Source organism: Pseudomonas sp. C 49-2, from assembly GCF_003970195.1.
Taxonomy (GTDB): domain Bacteria; phylum Pseudomonadota; class Gammaproteobacteria; order Pseudomonadales; family Pseudomonadaceae; genus Aquipseudomonas; species Aquipseudomonas canadensis.
Genome location: NZ_RXYG01000015.1, coordinates 33,816 through 52,045, shown reverse-complemented (window position 1 = coordinate 52,045; position 18,230 = coordinate 33,816). Strand labels below are relative to the sequence as shown.

16 protein-coding genes are annotated in these 18,230 nt (G+C 62.7%); 4 read left to right on the top strand and 12 right to left on the bottom strand.

Annotation, left to right across the window (positions count from 1 at the left end; translation table 11 throughout):
* Positions 1–97: 97 nt before the first annotated feature.
* From EJ576_RS24710 to EJ576_RS24655, 12 genes are all read right to left on the bottom strand, one after another.
* Positions 98–1,501: an amidase gene (locus EJ576_RS24710; RefSeq protein ID WP_126571355.1), complete on the bottom strand. Its 1,404-nt coding sequence runs from the start codon at positions 1,499–1,501 to the stop codon at positions 98–100.
* The gene (locus EJ576_RS24705) at positions 1,498–2,766 is read right to left on the bottom strand and encodes a Zn-dependent hydrolase (RefSeq protein ID WP_028617001.1); all 1,269 of its coding nucleotides are present in this window, start codon (positions 2,764–2,766) and stop codon (positions 1,498–1,500) included. The genes EJ576_RS24710 and EJ576_RS24705 overlap by 4 nt, the downstream gene beginning before the upstream one ends.
* Before the next feature lie 13 nt (positions 2,767–2,779).
* Positions 2,780–3,475 carry an ABC transporter ATP-binding protein gene (locus EJ576_RS24700; protein ID WP_126571354.1) on the bottom strand — a complete coding sequence of 232 codons (696 nt, stop codon included), beginning with the start codon at positions 3,473–3,475 and terminating at the stop codon, positions 2,780–2,782.
* The gene (locus EJ576_RS24695; RefSeq protein ID WP_038849033.1) at positions 3,475–4,224 is read right to left on the bottom strand and encodes an ABC transporter ATP-binding protein; all 750 of its coding nucleotides are present in this window, start codon (positions 4,222–4,224) and stop codon (positions 3,475–3,477) included. The genes EJ576_RS24700 and EJ576_RS24695 overlap by 1 nt, the downstream gene beginning before the upstream one ends.
* The gene (locus EJ576_RS24690; RefSeq protein ID WP_028616998.1) at positions 4,221–5,231 is read right to left on the bottom strand and encodes a branched-chain amino acid ABC transporter permease; all 1,011 of its coding nucleotides are present in this window, start codon (positions 5,229–5,231) and stop codon (positions 4,221–4,223) included. The genes EJ576_RS24695 and EJ576_RS24690 overlap by 4 nt, the downstream gene beginning before the upstream one ends.
* A 1-nt stretch (position 5,232) precedes the next feature.
* Complete coding sequence (locus EJ576_RS24685) at positions 5,233–6,093, bottom strand: branched-chain amino acid ABC transporter permease (protein ID WP_016974865.1); 861 nt, start codon at positions 6,091–6,093, stop codon at positions 5,233–5,235.
* A 57-nt stretch (positions 6,094–6,150) separates the two neighbouring features.
* Positions 6,151–7,353 carry an ABC transporter substrate-binding protein gene (locus tag EJ576_RS24680; protein ID WP_122729292.1) on the bottom strand — a complete coding sequence of 401 codons (1,203 nt, stop codon included), beginning with the start codon at positions 7,351–7,353 and terminating at the stop codon, positions 6,151–6,153.
* Positions 7,354–7,577: 224 nt separating this feature from the next.
* Positions 7,578–8,345, bottom strand: coding sequence for a FadR/GntR family transcriptional regulator (locus EJ576_RS24675; RefSeq protein WP_015884774.1), 768 nt, complete (start codon positions 8,343–8,345; stop codon positions 7,578–7,580).
* 107 nt (positions 8,346–8,452) lie between these two features.
* Positions 8,453–9,196: an alpha/beta fold hydrolase gene (locus tag EJ576_RS24670; RefSeq protein ID WP_126571353.1), complete on the bottom strand. Its 744-nt coding sequence runs from the start codon at positions 9,194–9,196 to the stop codon at positions 8,453–8,455.
* A gap of 103 nt (positions 9,197–9,299) precedes the next feature.
* Positions 9,300–10,703, bottom strand: a complete 1,404-nt coding sequence (locus EJ576_RS24665; RefSeq protein WP_122729289.1) for an efflux transporter outer membrane subunit — start codon at positions 10,701–10,703, stop codon at positions 9,300–9,302.
* Positions 10,696–12,666: a MacB family efflux pump subunit gene (locus EJ576_RS24660; RefSeq protein WP_126571352.1), complete on the bottom strand. Its 1,971-nt coding sequence runs from the start codon at positions 12,664–12,666 to the stop codon at positions 10,696–10,698. The genes EJ576_RS24665 and EJ576_RS24660 overlap by 8 nt, the downstream gene beginning before the upstream one ends.
* 1 nt (position 12,667) lies before the next feature.
* Complete coding sequence (locus tag EJ576_RS24655) at positions 12,668–13,837, bottom strand: efflux RND transporter periplasmic adaptor subunit (RefSeq protein ID WP_028616993.1); 1,170 nt, start codon at positions 13,835–13,837, stop codon at positions 12,668–12,670.
* Positions 13,838–14,092: 255 nt separating this feature from the next.
* Between EJ576_RS24655 and EJ576_RS24650 the strand changes: the two genes are divergently transcribed.
* The 4 genes from EJ576_RS24650 to EJ576_RS24635 all read left to right on the top strand — a co-directional run bounded on the left by EJ576_RS24650 (position 14,093) and on the right by EJ576_RS24635 (position 18,149).
* Positions 14,093–14,575: a sigma-70 family RNA polymerase sigma factor gene (locus tag EJ576_RS24650; protein WP_028616992.1), complete on the top strand. Its 483-nt coding sequence runs from the start codon at positions 14,093–14,095 to the stop codon at positions 14,573–14,575.
* A gap of 119 nt (positions 14,576–14,694) precedes the next feature.
* Positions 14,695–16,032 carry a lysine N(6)-hydroxylase/L-ornithine N(5)-oxygenase family protein gene (locus EJ576_RS24645; protein WP_126571351.1) on the top strand — a complete coding sequence of 446 codons (1,338 nt, stop codon included), beginning with the start codon at positions 14,695–14,697 and terminating at the stop codon, positions 16,030–16,032.
* Between the two features lie 66 nt (positions 16,033–16,098).
* Positions 16,099–17,319: a putative DNA modification/repair radical SAM protein gene (locus EJ576_RS24640; protein ID WP_016974873.1), complete on the top strand. Its 1,221-nt coding sequence runs from the start codon at positions 16,099–16,101 to the stop codon at positions 17,317–17,319.
* Complete coding sequence (locus tag EJ576_RS24635; RefSeq protein ID WP_126571350.1) at positions 17,316–18,149, top strand: TIGR03915 family putative DNA repair protein; 834 nt, start codon at positions 17,316–17,318, stop codon at positions 18,147–18,149. The genes EJ576_RS24640 and EJ576_RS24635 overlap by 4 nt, the downstream gene beginning before the upstream one ends.
* Positions 18,150–18,230: the final 81 nt, after the last annotated feature.

The following is an 18,230-nucleotide window of genomic DNA, read 5'->3' as shown; positions in this document are numbered from 1 at the left end:
GGAGCTGGCTTGCCTGCGATAGCGGTGATTCAGTCAACCCAGTTGTCTCTGATACGCCGCCATCGCAGGCAAGCCAGCTCCCACAGTAGATTGCATTTCAGACTGGGGTTTTTGGTGCCTGTAAGTGCGGGGTAGGGAAGGCTTTGGCGTACGCCTGGCACACCCTCAACACCTGCTCATCCGCAAACCGCGCGCCCACCACGTGCAAACCCACCGGCAAGCCGTTCGCTGCCAGCCCACACGGCACCGAGGCTGCCGGTTGCTGCGTCAGGTTGAAGGGGTAGGTGAACGGTGTCCACTGTGTCCATTCCTGCAAACCCGAACCCGGTGGCACGTCATGCCCGGCGTCGAACGCGGTGATCGGCATCATCGGCGACACCAGTACATCGTAGTGCTCATGGAACGCCGCCATGCGTGCCACCAGGGCTGCGCGTGCTTCAAGGGCCGCGCTGAAGTCGTCAAGGCTCAAACGCTCGCCGCGTTGGGCTATGCGCAGCAGCCCGGGGTCCAGCAGTTGTTTTTGTGCCTCGCTCATGGGCCCGGTCAGGCGTGCAGCGCCGGCTGCCCATAAGGTGCTGAAGACTTCCAGCGGGTCACTGAAGCCGGGGTCGATCTGCTCGACAAGAGCGCCCAGTTGTTCCAGGCCTCGCACCGCCTCCGCGACCACCTTGGCCACTTGCGGGTCGACCTCCACGTAACCGAAGTTCGGACTGTAAGCCACGCGCAGCCCTTTCAAATCCGCCGCGCCCGACAACCACGGTGTGGTCCTCGGCGCACCGATCAACCCGTCCCGAGCATCCGGTTGCGCGATGGTCTGCAGCATCAATACGCTGTCTTCCACCGTGCGGGTCATCGGCCCCAGGTGCGAGAGGATCGTCATGGAGCTGGCCGGCCATTGCGGCACATAACCGAAGGTCGGCTTGATCCCGAAGGTGCCGGTAAATGCACAGGGAATCCGAATCGAACCGCCCGCATCGCTGCCTTGGTGCAGCACGCCCAGGTTCAATGCCGCCGCCGCGCCCGCGCCGCCGGATGAACCGCCTGCTGTGGTGCGGGTGTCCCAGGGGTTGCGGGTGATGCCGTACAGCGGATTGTCGGTCACGCCTTTCCAGCCGAATTCAGGGGTGGTGGTTTTGCCCAGCAGCACCGCACCGGCCTTGCGCATAAAGGCCGGGAAGGGCGCGTCCACCTCCCACGGCCCGTCGGCGGACGAGGTGCGTGAGCCCTTGCGGGTGGGCATGCCGATTGTCAGCGTCAGGTCCTTGATCGAAGACGGCACGCCGTCCAACGGACCGCAGGGTTGGCCGTTCAGCCAGCGTTGTTCCGAGGCGCGCGCGGCGTTCAGCGCACCTTCCGGGTCCACGTGGCAATAGGCATTCACCACTGGATTGAAGCGTTCGATACGCAGCAAGGCGTCCTCGGTCACTTCCACCGGCGACAAGGTCTTGTCGCGAAAATGCTGCAGCAGTTGCACCGCCGTCAGTTGGCCGATCTCGCTCATGCCACGTCCCCCTGCGCTGCGTTGACCATGGCGCGCAACAACACCGCGCAGCCTGCCGCCAGGTCGTCCGGCGCGGCGTTTTCGATTTCGTTATGGCTGATGCCGCCTTCGCACGGTACAAAGATCATCCCGGCCGGACCCAGTTCGGCGACAAAAATCGCGTCGTGGCCGGCACCGCTGACGATGTCCATATGGCTCAAGCCCAAGGCCTCGGCGCCTTCACGCACGGCATTGACGCAGGCTGGGGCGAAGTCCAGCGGTGGGAAGTCGGCGGTTGGCGTCAGTTCATATGCCAACCCGTGCCTGGCGGCGGCGGCTTCGATCACGCTGCGCACTTCATCAACCATGGCTTGCAGCTTGTCCGCGTGCAGATGACGCAGGTCGAGGGTCATGTGCACCTGGCCGGGAATCACGTTGCGCGAGCCGGGATGCAGGCTCAGGCAACCGACCGTACCGCAGGCGTGGGGTTGCTGTTGATGGGCGATGCGGTTGACCGCGCTGACCACCTCGGCGGCGCCGACCAGGGCGTCCTTGCGCAGGTGCATCGGCGTCGGGCCGGCGTGGGCTTCGACGCCGGTGAAGGTCAGGTCGAACCATTTCTGGCCCAGGCAACCCATGACCACGCCAATGGTAGTGGCCTGGTCTTCCAGTACCGGGCCTTGTTCGATATGTGCTTCGAAGTAGGCACCGACCGGGTGGCCGAGCACGGCGCGGGAGCCGGCGTATCCAATGCGCTGCAATTCGGCGCCGACTGACAGGCCCTGGTCATCGAGCTTATCGAGGGTGTCCTGCAAATCGAACTTACCGGCAAACACCCCGGAACCCATCATGCACGGCGGAAAACGCGAGCCTTCTTCATTGGTCCACACCACCACTTCGATCGGCGCTTCGGTTTCAATCTTCAAATCATTCAGGGTGCGGATCACTTCCAGTCCCGCCATTACCCCGTAGCACCCGTCGAACTTGCCGCCGGTGGGTTGGGTGTCGATGTGGCTGCCGGTCATCACCGGGGGCAGGGCCGGGTTGCGCCCGGCACGGCGCGCAAAGATATTGCCGATAGCGTCGACACTGACGCTGCACCCGGCGGCCTCGCACCATTGCACAAACAGGTCGCGGGCCTGGCGATCCAGGTCGGTCAGCGCCAAGCGGCACACGCCACCTTTGACGGTGGCGCCGAGCTGGGCCAGGTCCATCAGCGATTGCCACAAGCGGTCGCGGTTGATCAGCGGGGCGTTGCTCTTGAGCGGTTGCGCAAAACTATTCATCAGTAGTCTCCGGTCAGGCACTCAGGGCCAAATAACGGTTTTTGATGGTCGGGTCGGCGCGGAAGGCTTCGGCGCTGCCCTCGTAGACCACGCGGCCCTGTTCAAGCACGTAATGGCGGTCGGCGAGCTTGTCGCAGACCATCAGGTTTTGTTCCACCAGCAGCACCGGCAGGCCGTCGTCCTTGACCTTACGCAGGATCTTCACCAACTCGTCGACGATGACCGGGGCCAGGCCTTCGGTGGGTTCATCGAGGATCAGCAGCTTGGGATCGTTGAGCAGGGCGCGGGCGATGGCGAGCATTTGTTGCTCGCCGCCGGACAACGCGTGGCCAGCGTTTTTGCGCCGCTCCTTGAGGCGCGGGAACATGGCGTACACGTCTTCGAGCTGCCAGCGGCTGGCCTTGCGTGCGGCGATGCGCAGGTTTTCCTCGACCGTAAGCAGGCGGAAGATCCCACGGTTCTCCGGCACCAACGCCAGGCCCTGGCGGGCAATTTCGAAGATCTTCTGGCCCACCAGTGCCTGGCCGTTGAAGTGGATCTGGCCCTGGCGCGGGCAGATGATGCCGAGAATGCTGCGCAGGGTGGTGGTCTTGCCGGCGCCATTACGCCCCAGCAACGTCACCAGTTCGCCAGGGTTGACGGTCAGCGACACGCCTTCCAGCACGTGGCTCTTGTCGTAGTAGGAATGGATATTCTCAACGATCAGCATCAGGCAGCCTCCCCAAGGTAAGCGGTGCGCACGCGCTCATCGGCGCGCACGAATTCCGGTGTGCCTTCGACCAGGATCTGCCCGTGGCTCATCACCGTGATGCGTTGGCTGATGGACATGACGATGCTCATGTTGTGTTCGATCAGCAGCACCGTGTGGTCGCGGCCGAGGTCGCTGATCAACTGCGTCATGATTGGGATGTCATCGATGCCCATGCCCGAGGTAGGCTCATCCAGCATCAACAGTTTCGGTTTGGAGCAGATCGACATGCCCACCTCCAGCACCCGCTGCTGGCCGTGGGACAACTCGCCGGCCAGGGTGTCGGCACGGGCGGTGAGTTGCAGGCGTTCCAGCACCTGGTCGGCCATCTCCAGGTGTTCGCGCTTGCTGTCGACGCGGCGCCAGAAATTCAACGCGCGCGCGCCGTCACGACCTTGGGCGGCCAGGCGCAGGTTTTCGCGCACGCTGAGGTTCTGGAACAGGCTGGTGAGCTGGAACGAGCGCGCCATACCCAGGCCGACGCGGCCGTGGGCAGGCTTGCGCATCAGGTTCTTGCCGTCGAAGTGGATCGCCCCGGCGGTGGCCTGGCGTTCGCCGGTGAGGCAGTGGAACAGGCTGGTCTTGCCCGCGCCGTTGGGCCCGATGATGGTATGGATAGTGCCCGCCTCGACCTTGAGGTTCACGCCGTTCACCGCATGGAACGCGCCGTAGGCCAGTTCCAGGTCTCTGGTTTCCAAAAGGATGCTCATAGCCCTTCCTCCTTGGCGACAACGGCCGTTTTGCGATGGCCGCGTACCTTTTCGAACAGCGACGCGAGGCCGCCCCACAAACCGCCGCGCATGAAGATCACCACCAGGATCAGGATCACCCCCAGCAGCATCAGCCAGCGCGGCCACAGGTCGGAGAGGAAATCCCCGAGCAGCACGATGGAACCGGCACCGAGCAATGAGCCGAACAACGAGCCGGTGCCGCCGACGATGGTCATGATCAGGATGTTTTCCGACATTGCCAGGTCGATATTCGACAGCGGCACAAAGTGCAGCAGCATGGCGTAAAGCGCGCCGGCAATTCCGGTGACCGCGCCGGACAGCACAAACACCAGGATCTTGAAGTGGCGTGTGTCATAGCCGATGGCCGAGGCGCGGGTTTCGTTTTCGCGGATCGCCATCAAGGTGCTGCCGAACGGTGATGCGATCACCCGGCGGGCGCCGATGAAGATCAGCAGGAACAGCACTGCGACAAAGCCGTAGAAGGCGCGGGCGTCGGCCAGTGACAGCAGCACCGTTTCACCCACGCGGATCTCCGGGCGCGGCACGCTGAGCAGGCCGTTGTCGCCACCGGTCCAGTCGCTGAGGGTGTAGGCGACAAAGTAGGCCATCTGGCTGAACGCCAGGGTCAGCATCACGAAGTAGATGCCGGTGCGACGGATCGCCAGGGCGCCCACCAGCAACGCCAGGAAACCACCGGCCACGGCGGCGCCGAGCAACGCCGTGAACAGGCCCAGTTGCAGGTGGATCATCAGCAACGCCGCGCAATACGCGCCGGCCCCGAAGAAGATGCCTTGGCCGAAGGAGAGCAGGCCGGTGTAGCCCAGCAGCAGGTTGCAGGCCAAGGCCGCCATCGCAAAGATCAGGATCTCGGTGGCCAGGGTCGCCGAGGGCAATATCAACGGTAGGCCGATCAGCACCGCCAACACCCACAGCAACATCGCGCGCGATTGCGTCTTGGCAAACGGCAGGGGGTTTTTTTCGCTCATGTCAGGCTCTCCCAAACAGGCCGTAAGGACGGACCAGAATCACCACGGCCATTGCGCCGTAGATCATCAGGCTCGCGCCCTGGGGCCAGAGTGTGGTCATCAGGCTTTGCACCACGCCCACCAGCAAACCGCCGACCAGCGCACCGCTGAACGAGCCCATGCCGCCGATCACCACCACCACGAAGGCCACGCCGAGAATCTCCGGGCCGACAAAGGGTTGGGCGCCGCGCAACGGGGCGAAAAGCACGCCCGCGACGCCGGCCAGGGCTACGCCGAGGGCGAAGGTCATGGAGAACAGCCGGAAGATGTTGGTGCCCAGCAGCGACACGGTCTCGGTGCTTTCACTGCCGGCCCGCACCAGGGCGCCGAAGCGCGTGCGTTCCAGCAGCAGCCACAGACCCAGGCCGACGAGCCCGGAAAATACGATGAGAAACAGGCGGTAGTAGGGGTAGACGAAGTCACCCACCACCAGCACGCCGCGCAGCAGTTCCGGCACGGCGACGCTTTTGCCCACCGGGCCCCAGATCATCACGCTGGCCTCCTGGATGATCAGCGCGATCCCCAGGGTCACCAGGATCTGGAACATGTGCGGTAAGTGATAAATGCGCTGGATCAACAACCGCTCGATGGCCCAGGCCAGCGCGGCCACCACCAGCGGCGCAATCAGCAACGCGAGCCAGAAGTTGCCAGTGAGGCTCACGGCGGTGTAGCAGATATAGGCACCCAGCAGGAAGAACGCGCCGTGGGCGAAGTTGACGAAGTTGAGCAGGCCGAAAATGATCGTCAGCCCGACCGCGATCAGGAAGTAGATCATCCCCAGCCCAAGGCCGTTGAGGATCTGGAACAGATAAAGATTAAGCATGCAGGAACCCTCTGCAGGAGGCCGCTCGCACGGCCCTGCGCTACCAAATTCAGGGGATCAGCCGAGCGTGCAGCCTGTGGCGTCCACGGGCGGGAACGACTGGCCGGCGCTGAGTACCTTGGCCAGGTCATCTTTGTCGGCCATGTCGTCGGTGGCCTTGCCGATCAGCAGGTAGTAATCCTTGATCACCTGGTGGTCGCCGGCGCGGATCGATTCCTTGCCGGTGGGCCCTTCGTAGCTCAGGCCCTGCAGGGCCTTGGCCACGGTCGGTCCGTCGAAACTGCCGGTAGAAATGATGGCTTCGAGCATGACCTTGGTGCTGATGTAATCGGCGGCCAGCGGGTAGGTAGGGTTGATGCCGTATTTGGCTTGGGTGAGCTTGACCAGTTCACGGTTGAGCGGGGTGTCGACCTGGTGCCAGTACTGCGCGCCGAGGTACACGCCTTCCAGCACATCACTGCCCAGTTCCTGGAACTGGTCGAGGCCGGCGGACCATACCAGCAACACCTTCATGCGTTCCTTGATACCGAAGTTCACCGCCTGGCGCAGGGTGTTGGACGACTGGCTGCCGAAGTTGAGCAGCACCAGCACATCGGGCTTGGCGGCGATGGCGTTGGTCAGGTAGCCGGAAAATTCCTGTTCCTGCAACGAGTGGTAGCTGTTGCCGATGTGTTCCAGGCCGTTTTCCTTGAGCACATTCTTCGCGCCTTCGAGCAGCGCTTCGCCGAACACGTATTGCGGGGTGATGGTGTACCAACGCTTGGCGTCCGGCAGCAGCTTGATCAGCGGCACCATGGTTTCACGGATCGCGCCGTAGGTGGGCACCGACCAGCGGAAGGTTGCCTTGTTGCAGTCCTTGCCGGTGACTTCATCGGCGCCCACCGGGGTCATGAACACACCGCCGACCTTGTCCACCTCCTTCGCCACCGCCAGTGCCGACGACGACAGGGTGCAGCCCTGGAAGAACCGCGCGCCGTCCTGCTGGATGGCTTCCTGCACCTTGCGCACGGCCTTGCCGGCGTTGCCTTCGGTGTCGATCACCTTGTAGTTCAGCGGGCGGCCGAGCAGCTCGGGGTGTTGTTCCACCGCCAGGCGCGAACCCATGTCGGCAAACTTGCCATAGCTGGCAAAGGCGCCAGACATGGACTTGAGGCCGTAAAAGGTAAAGGGCTCGGCGGCGAATGCAGACCGAACGCTCAGCGGGAGGCTGAGGGCGGCGGCTGCGGTAAGACTGGCTTTCAACAACGTACGACGCTGCATGGGGTGACTCCCTGGTTTAGTTATTGGCAGGAGTGGCAATGGCGATACGGTGGAGCAAGGGCCTGTGGGCAGGCCTGTTATTGGATGAAACGATGTGTGGTTGAAATGCAGCCCAAATGTGGGAGGTGGCTTGCCTCCGATAGCGGTGTGTCAGTCGACATTAATGTTGAGTGTGCTGGCGTCATCGGGGGCAAGCCCCCCCCACATGGGGCCTGTGGTGTTTTTTAAGAGTGGTCGAACTCCAGCAAAAAGTGCGGGCTGACCTGGCCTTCAAGGGCGGTCATGTGGTGTTCGGCATCGCACATGTGTTCATGCATCAAGCTGCGCACCGCGCTTTCATCCCCGGCACGAAAGGCGATCAGCAACTGCTTGTGATAGTCCAGGTTGGCGGCGTCGAACTGCTTGCGCTTGGGCTTGTAGGCTTTTTTCAGCACCACCAGGTCGCGCAGCAGATCGTTGAGGAACTGCGCCATGAAACTCAGCAACGGGTTGGGGCAGGCCTTGGCCAGCAGGTTATGGAACTCCAGTTCCGCCAGGCGCTGTTCACGCTGGCCGGCCTCGCTGTCTTCGGGGGCGCTGCAAAAATCCACATTGTCTTGCAGGGCCTGATAGTCGTCCTCGCTCAAGCGCCCAAGCACCGACACCGCCAGTTCCACTTCGATGACTTTGCGCAGTTGGTACACCTGTTCGCCGTCCAGGTGCTGGAAGTGCAGGTAGTTGCGCAACGCGCGGCTGGCCGGTTCGGTGCCGGCCTGGTTCAGGTAGGCGCCGCCGCTGGGCCCGGTGCGGGTGCTCACCAGGCCTTCCACTTCCAGTGCCTTGAGCGCTTCGCGGGCCGATCCCTTGGAGCACTGGAAGCTTTCCATCAGTTCGCGTTCGGTGGGCAGGCGGTCGCCGGGCTTCAAGGCGTCGGTGACGATGGAGCGCTTGACCGACTCGACAATCACATCGGACAGCTTCTGGCGTTTGCGTCGTAGCGGGCGGCTTAGCATAGGTTCGATTTATCGTATTAATGCGGATTAATAGCACTTAATAGCGATCGGAATGCAGCGTCAACAGCGGGTGTCGTTTTCGATGGCAACAGGTCGCAATCGGGTGGTTACTCCCCGTTGCCTGAATCGAGGCAGCGCGTGGACGGCGGTGGTTGCTTGCCGAACACCAGAAAGTCGCCCATCCAGCGGTTGATGCAGCTGCTGGCGTCCTGTTGGGCTGTTTCTTTCAGGCGCAGTTGTTCGACCTTGGGTGCCGCCGACTCGGGTTGCTTTGCATTGACCAGTACCATGCGCGCCACCCGTTCGGGAAACAGGGCCGCGTAACGGTTGCCCAGGCGGGCCGCATCGGCATTGCCCAGGTAGAGCAGTTGGGCGTCGCCCAGTTGAGTGCGGACAAACTCCAGGTCTTGGGCGGCTTGTTCGACTCCATTGTCGTTGCCGAGGTCGCGGGGGGTGAGTTCGATGACGTCGTAGCGGTTGACCAGTGTGCGATACGCCGGGTTGGAGTAAGAGCCCCAGAGGCTGGTCAGGTGAATGACAAAGGTGCCGCCCTGGTTCCTTTTGGACGCATCGCCGGCCAGGGCAAACACCACGCCTTCGCGATTCAGCGGGTCTCGGGCGCCGACGCGGGTCAGGTGGAGGCGCAGGTTGCCTTGCCGGGGCGCAGCGTAATTACGCGGCACGCTCACGACGCCGCATTGAGTGCGTTGCAGCACTTCGGGGTCCAGGCGTTCAGTGGTGGGCAGGGGGCAATCCAGCAACCAGTCAATGGCGGTGGGGGGAATCAGTTCTTGGGCAGCGCTTGCAGTCACCCAGAGACAGGCGCATGTCAGGTATTTTGCGACAGTCATCAAGAGGTCCTGGGCAACCGTGTGAGTACGGTTTTTTTACCAAGGACCTTTGCTCAAGAATGTAGGACTAGAAGATAGTTGGTGTACGAAAGCGGAGTTTTGTTTATCGGATCTGCGTCTGCCAGCCGCCGCCCAGGGCTTTGTACAACGCGATACTGGCCTGCAGGCGCGACAGTCGCAGTTGCACGTTCTGGTCCTGGGCCGCGTACAGCGTGCGCTGGGTTTCCAGTACCGTGAGCAGGTCTTCGGCGCCTGCCTGGTAGCGGCTTTCAGCGATCTGGAAGGCGGTCTGGGCCTGTTGCAGTTCTTCGCTTTGCCATTCGCGCTGCTGGTCGAGACGGGTGATGCTGCTGAGGGATTTTTCCACGTCGGCAAAGCCGTTGATGATCGCACCGCGATAGGTTTGCAGCAGTTCATCCTGGCGCGCGCGGGCCTTGTCGCGTTCAGCGCTTAAACGGCCGTTGTTGAAGATCGGCGCCACCAGCCCAGCGGTCAGCGTGTAGTAGGGGCTGCGCAGGATATCCACGGCCTTGTAGGCGTCGGAACCCAGGGTCGCGCCGAGGGTGATGGCGGGCAGCATGGCCGCGCGGGCCACGGTGACGTCGGCCTGTGCTGCCGCCAATTGCGCCTCGGCCTTGGCGATATCGGGACGGCGGCTGAGCAATTGACTGGGCATGCCGGCGCCGATGGCAGGCCAGGTCAAGGCTTGAAACGGTTCGCTGCCAAGGTCCAGGGCTTGGACGGGTTGGCCGAGAAGGGCGGCCAGCGTGATCCGCGACTCTTCGGTCAACTGTTGAATCAGCGGCAATTGACGTTGCTGGCTGGCCACCAGGCTTTTTTGCTGGGCCAGTTCCAGGGCGGTGGCGGAGCCGGCGTCATAGCGGGTCTGCACCAGGTCGAGCACGTTACGCGCATTGGCCAGGTTCAGTTCTGCAATCTGCTGGCGCTGCTGCGCGGCCAGGGTTTGTGCGTAGCGGTCGGCCACGCTGCTGAGCAAGGTCAGCTCCACGGTGGCCTGGTCAAACTCGCTGGCGCGCAGGGTATGCAGGGCACTGTCGCGGGCGGCTGCGCGGCCACCCCAGAAGTCCACTTCGTAGCTGGCGGTGAGGTTGGCGCCAAAGTTGTCGACGGCGTCATCGCTTTGCGAAGCGTCAAGGTCCGGTCCACCCGGGCCACGTAACAACTTTTGGCGGCTGGTGGTGAGGTTGAGCTTCACTTCCGGCAACAGCGGCGCACCGGCGATCACTGCGCTGGCTTGGGCCTGGCGCACGCGCGCGGTGGCGGCGGCCACGTCGAAGCTGTCTCGCCGGGCCTGTTCGACCAGACGGTTCAGCTGTGGGCTACCGAACTGCGTCCACCATTGCTGGTTGGTGACCTGGGCGGCGTCGCGTTCGGCAAATTGCCAGGCGGCAGGCGCTGCAATCCCGCTGTCGAGCGCGGGCGGGTTGCCGGTGCAGGCGCTGAGTAACACGCACAAGGCCGGCAGGTAGAAGGACTGTTTATTCACTGGTCAACGCCTTAACCGGATCGAGCCGGGCAGCTTTACGGGCCGGCATGAAGCCGAATACGACACCGGTGACGAGTGCACAACCAAAGGCGCCAAACACCGCCAAAAGGGAGAACTGCACTGCCACCTTGGCCAGCACCAACACGCCGCCAACCAACAGCGCCAGGGCGATGCCGCACAAGCCGCCGACCACCGAGAGCATCACCGCTTCGGTGAGGAACTGGCGCAGGATGTCGCGTTGGCGTGCGCCGGTGGCCATGCGGATGCCGATTTCACGGGTGCGCTCACGTACGGTCATCAGCATGATATTCATCACGCCGATCCCGCCCACCAGCAAAGATATCGCTGCAATAGAACCGAGCATCAATGACAGCGTGTTCTGCGTACGGGCCTCGGCCTGGATCATCGCCGCGTTGTTGGTCAGCTCATAGTCACGCTTGCCGTTGTGCAGCTTTTTCATCAACTGGTCGATGGCCACTTCGGCTTCGTGGACCTTGCGCGCATCCGCCGCCGCGATCACCACATACTCAGGGTTGTAGCTGCCAAACAGGCGCACACTGGCGGCGGTGTAAGGGATGGCGACACGGTCGTCACTGTCCTTGTTGCCGGAGGCGGCGCCTTTTTCCGCCAGCACTCCGATCACCTGGAACGGCACGTTTTCAATCAGGATGTACTGGCCGATTGGGTTGACCTCGCCCTTGAACAGCTTCTCGCGCACGCGATGACCGATCACCGCCACGGTGGCGGCGGCACGCTCGTCGGCGGCCGTGAAGTAACTGCCCTCGACCACCGGCCAGTTGAAAATCTCCGGGAAGTTGGTGTCATTGCCGCCCACGTACGCCATGTAGTCCACGTTGCCGTAACGCACCCCGACTTCGCTGCCGTTGACCGGCATGATGTGTTTCACCTGGGGCAGGGCCGCCAGCGCGTGGACGTCATTGAGGGTGACGATGCCCAGCGGTGTACGCGGGTTGGGCGACGTGCCGCTGAGGTAGATGATGTTGGAGCCGAATGCGCCCATCTGCGCCATGACTTGCCGCTTGCTGCCCTCACCTACGGCCAGCATCACCACCACCGACGCCACGCCGATGATGATCCCCAACAGGGTCAGCGCGGTGCGGAAACGGTTGATCCACATCACCCGCCAGGCGGCTTGCACTGCGTCCACCAGTTCGGCTTTCCACGCGCCATTGTGTTCGGCACCGTCGGCCAGGCGTTGGCGCAGGTCCACGGCTTGCAAGGCGCCGCTCGCTAATACTGGCGCAACGTCGCTGCCGTCGGCCGAGTCGCTGATGATCAAGCCATCGCGAATCTCGATGATGCGATTGGCCCGCGCCGCCACTTCGCGGTCGTGGGTGATCAGGATCACCACGTGGCCCTGGCTGGCGAGTTCATCGAGCAGGGTCATGACCTCGGCGCCACTGTGGCTGTCGAGGGCGCCAGTGGGTTCGTCAGCGAGGATGATATGCCCGCCGTTCATCAACGCACGGGCAATGGACACCCGCTGTTGCTGGCCGCCGGAAAGCTGGTGCGGACGATTGCCGGTGCGCTCGGCCAGGCCCAGGCGCGTGAGCAGGGCGTTGGCGCGGGCATGGCGTTCGGCGGCGCTGATACCGGCGTAGATCGCCGGCATCTCGACGTTTTCCTGGGCCGAGCCCGACGGGATCAGGTGGTAGCCCTGGAACACGAAGCCAAAGGCTTCGCGGCGCAACCAGGCCAGTTCGTCGCTGTCCAGATGGGCGACGTTTTCCCCGGCGAACAGGTAGTCGCCTGTGCTTGGACGGTCGAGACAGCCAAGGATATTCATCAACGTGGACTTGCCGGAGCCCGAGGCACCGACGATGGCGACAAATTCCCCGGCATGGATCGACAGGTCGATGCCGCGCAACACGTCGACCTGCGGGCTGTCGCCGCCGCCGTAGGACTTGCGGATGTTCTTGAGTTCGATCAGGGGCGTGGTCAACTCAACCCCCGTTGCCGTCGGCTGGGCCGATCAGCAGGTGATCGCCTTCGCTCAAACCGTCGAGCACCTGGACGCGCAGGCGGTCGCTGATGCCCACCTGCACCTGGCGCTGCTCGATTCGGCCATTCTTGCCCACGACCTGGGCGATCTGCTCGTTGGGGTTCGCCGTGCCCGATAACGCGGCGACCGGCGCGGTGAGGGCGTCCTTGACCTGGCTGGCGACGAAAAATACCTGAGTGGTCATTTCGGCCATCAACGCGTTGTCGCTGTTGTCCACGTCCAGCAGCACGGTGTACAGCACCACGCGGCCGCTGCCGCTTTTGCTGGTGCTGTTGGGGCTGCCGCTGCCTTGGGTTTCATTCAATGGCTTGGGCGGAATCGGCAGGATCTGCCGCACGGTGCTGGTCCAGCGCCGGTTGCCGCCGCTCAACGTGGTGAAATACGCGGTCATGCCCGGTTTGACGTGGCCGATATCGGCTTCCGAGACCTCAGCCCACACGGTCATCGGTGACAATTTGGCGATGCGCAGGATCAGCGGCGTCTGCTGCTGGGCGTTCAGGGTCTGGCCGACCCGCGCGTCCACCGCGACCACGGTGCCGGTCATGGGCGCATAGATGCGCGTGTAGCCCAATTCAGCTTCGTCGCTGCGCAAGCTGGCCTGGGCTTGCTGGATCTGCGCCTGGAACATGTCGACCCGCGCCTGGGTGGCGCTCAGTTCGGCCTTGGCGGTTTGCACGTCTTCTTCACGGGTGGCGTTGCCGGCGGCCAGGCGTTGCTGGCGCTGGTACTTCTGGCGTGCCAGTTCGTGCTGGGCCTTTTGTTCCTGCAACTGGGCCTTGAGGTTTTCGATGGCGTAGCGGCTGGCGTCCAGCTTGGCTTTTTGCGTGGAGGGGTCGATCTCCACCAGTAACTGGCCTTCCTGGACCTGGTCGCCGGCCTCGACGTGGATCTTGCGGATCTGTCCGGAGGCCTGGGCCCCCACGTCCACATAACGGCGCGGCTGCAGGGTGCCGAGGGCGGTCACGCTGTTTTCGATACTGCCGCGGGTGACGGTGACGGTGGTGAGGGTGTCACGCCCCGGCGGCAGCACTTGCCAGGCCGCGATGGCGAAAATGGGGATCAGGCACGCGATAACAAGCAAGGCGCGTCGGGCAGGTCGAGGGCGTTTCATGCTTTGGTTCCAGCCAGGAAAGTTCGGACCGCAGTTGCGGGGAGCTGACAAGTAAACGAGAGAATTGCGCGGGGATTTAGGCGGTTACATAAGCAGTTACAGCTCCCTTGAAGAAAAAAATCGTCCGTTGATACAAGTCTGCTTTAAAAGTAGATGAGAATTACTATAAATTGCACGCACTCAAACTGCCATCACCTGAATGCTGTCTTTATTTGCACCCAAGGACCTAATGCCGCCACCCGGCGGTCGGGAGTCATGTTGGAAAACTACTATCGCGAGCTGGTGTGTTTCCTCAACGCCAAGCTGGGCAACCGTCAGGTGGCCGAGGATGTGGTGCATGACGCTTATGTCCGGGTGCTGGAGCGTTCCAGCGACACGCCCATCGAACAACCCCGTGCCTTTTTGTACCGCACGGCGCTCAACCTGGTGATCGACGGCCATCGGCGCAATGCCTTGCGCCAGGTCGAACCCCTGGATGTGCTGGATGCCGAAGAACGCTTCGCCAGCAGTTCGCCGCACACTAACCACGACCACGGCCAACGCCTGGAACTGCTCGAACGCGCCCTGGCCGAGCTGCCACAGGCCTGTCGCGACAGCTTCCTGCTGCGCAAGCTCGAAGGCCTGACCCACCTGCAAATCGCCGAACGCCTGTGCATTTCTCGCGCCTTGGTGGAGAAACACATCGTCAACGCCATGAAGCACTGCCGGGTGCGGATGCGCGAGTGGGAAGCGCACTGATCAATGATCAGTTAAATTTTATTTCACTGTCCTCGTTTCCTATCAACACACGACCTGTTGTTCAGGTCTTGAAGGTATTCCCGCCCCACCGCCAAGGGGCTTATCCAGAGGACACTGGAATGACACAGGCAATTGCTTCGCCCGCGGTTCACGACCTGATCGGTATCGGTTTCGGCCCTTCGAACCTGGCGCTGGCCATCGCCCTGCAGGAGCGCGAAAAGGCCCAGGGCAAACTGGACGTGCTGTTTCTCGACAAACAGGCCGACTACCGCTGGCACGGCAATACCCTGGTGACCCAGAGCGAGCTGCAGATTTCATTCCTCAAGGACCTGGTGACCCTGCGCAACCCCACCAGCCCGTATTCCTTCGTCAACTACCTGAAAGCCCACGATCGCCTGGTCGACTTCATCAACCTGGGCACCTTCTACCCGTGCCGCATGGAGTACAACGACTACCTGCGCTGGGTCGCCGGGCAGTTCCAGGCCCAGGCGCGCTATGGCGAGGAAGTGCTGGCCATCGAGCCGATCCTGCACCAGCAGCAGGTTGAAGCGCTGCGCGTGATTTCCCGCGATGCGCTCGGTGAGCAACACGTGCGCACCACCCGTTCGGTGGTGGTCAGCGCCGGGGGCACGCCGCGCATTCCTGAAGCGTTCAAGGCGCTCAAGGGCGACAGCCGGGTGTTCCATCATTCCCAGTACCTGGAGCGCATGGCCAGCCAGCCGTGTGTCGAGGGCAAGACCATGCGCATCGCCATCATCGGCGGTGGCCAGAGCGCGGCGGAAGCCTTCATCGACCTGAACGACAGCTTCCCGTCGGTGCAGGTCGATATGATTCTGCGTGGTTCGGCGCTCAAGCCGGCGGATGACAGCCCGTTCGTCAACGAAGTGTTCTCGCCGGCCTTCACCGACCTGGTGTTCCAGCAAGAGGGCGCCGAGCGTGAACGTTTGGTCGCCGAGTACCAGAACACCAACTATTCGGTGGTGGACCTGGACCTGATCGAGCGTATCTACGGCATCTTCTATCGCCAGAAAGTCTCCGGCATCGCCCGCCAGGCGTTCCGCACCATGACCGTGGTCGAGAAGGCCACCCCAGGCCCGCTGGGCATTGAATTGGTGCTGCGCAACAACGCCAACGGCGATACCAGCATCAATCACTACGACGCGGTAATCCTGGCCACTGGCTATGAGCGCCAGACGCACCGCGCCTTGCTCGCACCGCTGGAAGACTACCTGGGTGACTTCGACGTCGCGCGTGACTACCGCATCGTCACTGACGAGCGTTGCAACGCCGGCATCTACATCCAAGGGTTCAGCCAGGCCAGCCACGGCTTGAGCGATACCTTGCTGTCGGTGCTGCCGATTCGCGCGGATGAGATTGCGGCGTCGTTGTATGCGCTGGACCGTGGTCGCGGCAAAGGGCGTTCGGTGCAGGACCTGTTGCTCGCCACCGCGAGCTGACAGGCTGCACTTGTGACCTGGAGGGTTGGCTGATACTGTACAAAAAACCAGTATTGGTAACCCTCCATGCAGTTGATCGAAAAACTCAGTATTCTCGCCGACGCCGCCAAGTACGATGCGTCCTGCGCCAGCAGTGGCGCACCCAAGCGCAGCTCCGAAGGCAAGGCGGGGCTGGGGTCTACCGATGGCATGGGCATCTGCCACAGCTACACGCCGGACGGGCGATGTGTGTCGCTGCTCAAGGTGTTGCTCACCAACTTCTGTCTTTACGACTGCCAGTACTGCGTCAACCGCCGCTCCAGCGACGTGCCCCGCGCGCGTTTCAGCCCGGAGGAGGTGGTCACCCTGACCCTGGATTTCTACCGACGCAATTGCGTCAGCGGGCTGTTTCTCAGTTCCGGCATCATCCGTTCGTCCGACTACACCATGGAGCAGTTGGTGCGGGTCGCCAAATTGCTGCGCGAAGAGCATGACTTTCGCGGCTATATCCATCTCAAGACCATTCCCGATGCCGACCCGGCGCTGATCGCCGAAGCCGGAAAGTATGCCGATCGCCTGAGCGTGAACATCGAATTGCCGACCGAGGCCAGCCTGCAGACCCTGGCGCCAGAAAAAAAGATCGTGTCGATCAAGCAGGCCATGCAGACCATCTATACCGGCGAGCAGACGGTCCGCAACGAGCCGCGCGCGCCGCGTTTTGCCCCGGCCGGGCAGAGCACGCAACTGATCGTCGGCGCGGATGACACCGATGACAGCACCATCCTCCACGGTGCCGAGGCGTTGTACGGCAACTTCAAGCTGCGCCGCGTGTATTACTCGGCGTTCAGCCCCATCCCCAACAGCCCGAAAAGCGTGCCCCTGGCTGCGCCTCCGTTAATGCGTGAGCATCGCTTGTACCAGGCCGATTTCCTGCTGCGCAGCTATGGGTTCAACGCCAATGAACTGTTCAAAGGTCCCGGCCACCTGGCGCTGGATATCGACCCCAAGTTGGCCTGGGCCCTGGAAAACCGTGAGGTGTTCCCCCTGGACCTGAACCGCGCCGAGCCGACCTTGATCGCGCGTATCCCAGGCATCGGCCTGCGCACCACCCAGCGCCTGGTGGATCTGCGCCGCGAGCGCAAGATCCGCTTCGAAGACCTGGCGCGCATGCGCTGCGTGCTGGCCAAGGCCAAGCCGTTTTTCATCACCAGCGACTACCACCCGCAACAGGCCGACAGCACCAGCGTGTTGCTGCGCGAACAACTGCGTGACCGTCCGCAACCGCAGCAAATGGGGCTGTGGGGATGATCAGCCTGGAATGCAAAAACCTGTTCAGCACCTGGCGCGAGCAGGCGCGCTGGCTGCTAAGCCATCAGGTCGACCCTAGCCAGGTGAGCTGGGGCGAGGCCGAGGTGGCGGACCTGTTTGCCACCGACGAACCGATTCCCGAAGGCTTGGGGCCTTACCAGACGCGGGTACCCAAGGCCCTGTTGGAGTTGCTGGAGTCGGCCGCCTGTTACCACGGCGAACAGCGCTGGAGCTTGTTGTACGAAGTGTTGTGGCGGGTCAGTCATGGTGACCGCACGGCAATGCTGGCGGGGGACAAGCTGGGCAGTGAGTTGCAACGGCGGATCAAGCAGGTCAGTCGTGAGGCGCACCACCTGCATGCGTTTGTGCGGTTTATCGCGTTACCCGCCGAGGCCGGGCCGCAATTGCCCGAGTACGTGGCCTGGCATGAGCCTGCCCACGACATCCTGAAATCGGCCAGCCAGCATTTCATCGGGCGCATGGGGCGGCATCGCTGGATGATCGCCACGCCGTTGGACGGGGTGTATTACGACGGTGAGCAGTTGATCCATCAGCGCGAGTGTCCCGAGGCATGGCGGCAATTGGCGCAGAATGTCGAAGACCCCCACAGTGCGATGTGGCTGACCTACTACAGCCACATCTTCAATCCGGCGCGGTTGAACCCCAAGGTGATGGAAGGGCACTTACCCAGCCGGTTCTGGAAGAACCTGCCGGAGGGCAAGTTGATACCGGGGTTGATCAGCGAAGCGCGGACGGGCAAGCAGAAGGATGGGCAGGCGAAGATGATTGGGGTCAAGCCTGGCAAGAAAATACTAAGTGGGCACGGTTAAAAAATGTGGGAGCGGGCTTGCTCGCGAATGCGGTGTATCAGTGACAAATTAAGTGACTGACACTCCACATTCGCGAGCAAG

Bases quoted from the DNA above. Each gene is read 5' to 3' on its own strand.
- EJ576_RS24705 (WP_028617001.1), bottom strand. From the start codon at position 2,766: ATGAATAGTTTTGCGCAACCGCTCAAGAGCAACGCCCCGCTGATCAAC.
- EJ576_RS24670 (WP_126571353.1), bottom strand. From the start codon at position 9,196: ATGACTGTCGCAAAATACCTGACATGCGCCTGTCTCTGGGTGACTGCA.
- EJ576_RS24675 (WP_015884774.1), bottom strand. From the start codon at position 8,345: ATGCTAAGCCGCCCGCTACGACGCAAACGCCAGAAGCTGTCCGATGTG.
- EJ576_RS24700 (WP_126571354.1), bottom strand. From the start codon at position 3,475: ATGCTGATCGTTGAGAATATCCATTCCTACTACGACAAGAGCCACGTG.
- EJ576_RS24695 (WP_038849033.1), bottom strand. From the start codon at position 4,224: ATGAGCATCCTTTTGGAAACCAGAGACCTGGAACTGGCCTACGGCGCG.
- EJ576_RS24640 (WP_016974873.1), top strand. From the start codon at position 16,099: ATGCAGTTGATCGAAAAACTCAGTATTCTCGCCGACGCCGCCAAGTAC.
- EJ576_RS24635 (WP_126571350.1), top strand. From the start codon at position 17,316: ATGATCAGCCTGGAATGCAAAAACCTGTTCAGCACCTGGCGCGAGCAG.
- EJ576_RS24710 (WP_126571355.1), bottom strand. From the start codon at position 1,501: ATGAGCGAGATCGGCCAACTGACGGCGGTGCAACTGCTGCAGCATTTT.
- EJ576_RS24690 (WP_028616998.1), bottom strand. From the start codon at position 5,231: ATGAGCGAAAAAAACCCCCTGCCGTTTGCCAAGACGCAATCGCGCGCG.
- EJ576_RS24650 (WP_028616992.1), top strand. From the start codon at position 14,093: ATGTTGGAAAACTACTATCGCGAGCTGGTGTGTTTCCTCAACGCCAAG.
- EJ576_RS24680 (WP_122729292.1), bottom strand. From the start codon at position 7,353: ATGCAGCGTCGTACGTTGTTGAAAGCCAGTCTTACCGCAGCCGCCGCC.
- EJ576_RS24645 (WP_126571351.1), top strand. From the start codon at position 14,695: ATGACACAGGCAATTGCTTCGCCCGCGGTTCACGACCTGATCGGTATC.
- EJ576_RS24655 (WP_028616993.1), bottom strand. From the start codon at position 13,837: ATGAAACGCCCTCGACCTGCCCGACGCGCCTTGCTTGTTATCGCGTGC.
- EJ576_RS24685 (WP_016974865.1), bottom strand. From the start codon at position 6,093: ATGCTTAATCTTTATCTGTTCCAGATCCTCAACGGCCTTGGGCTGGGG.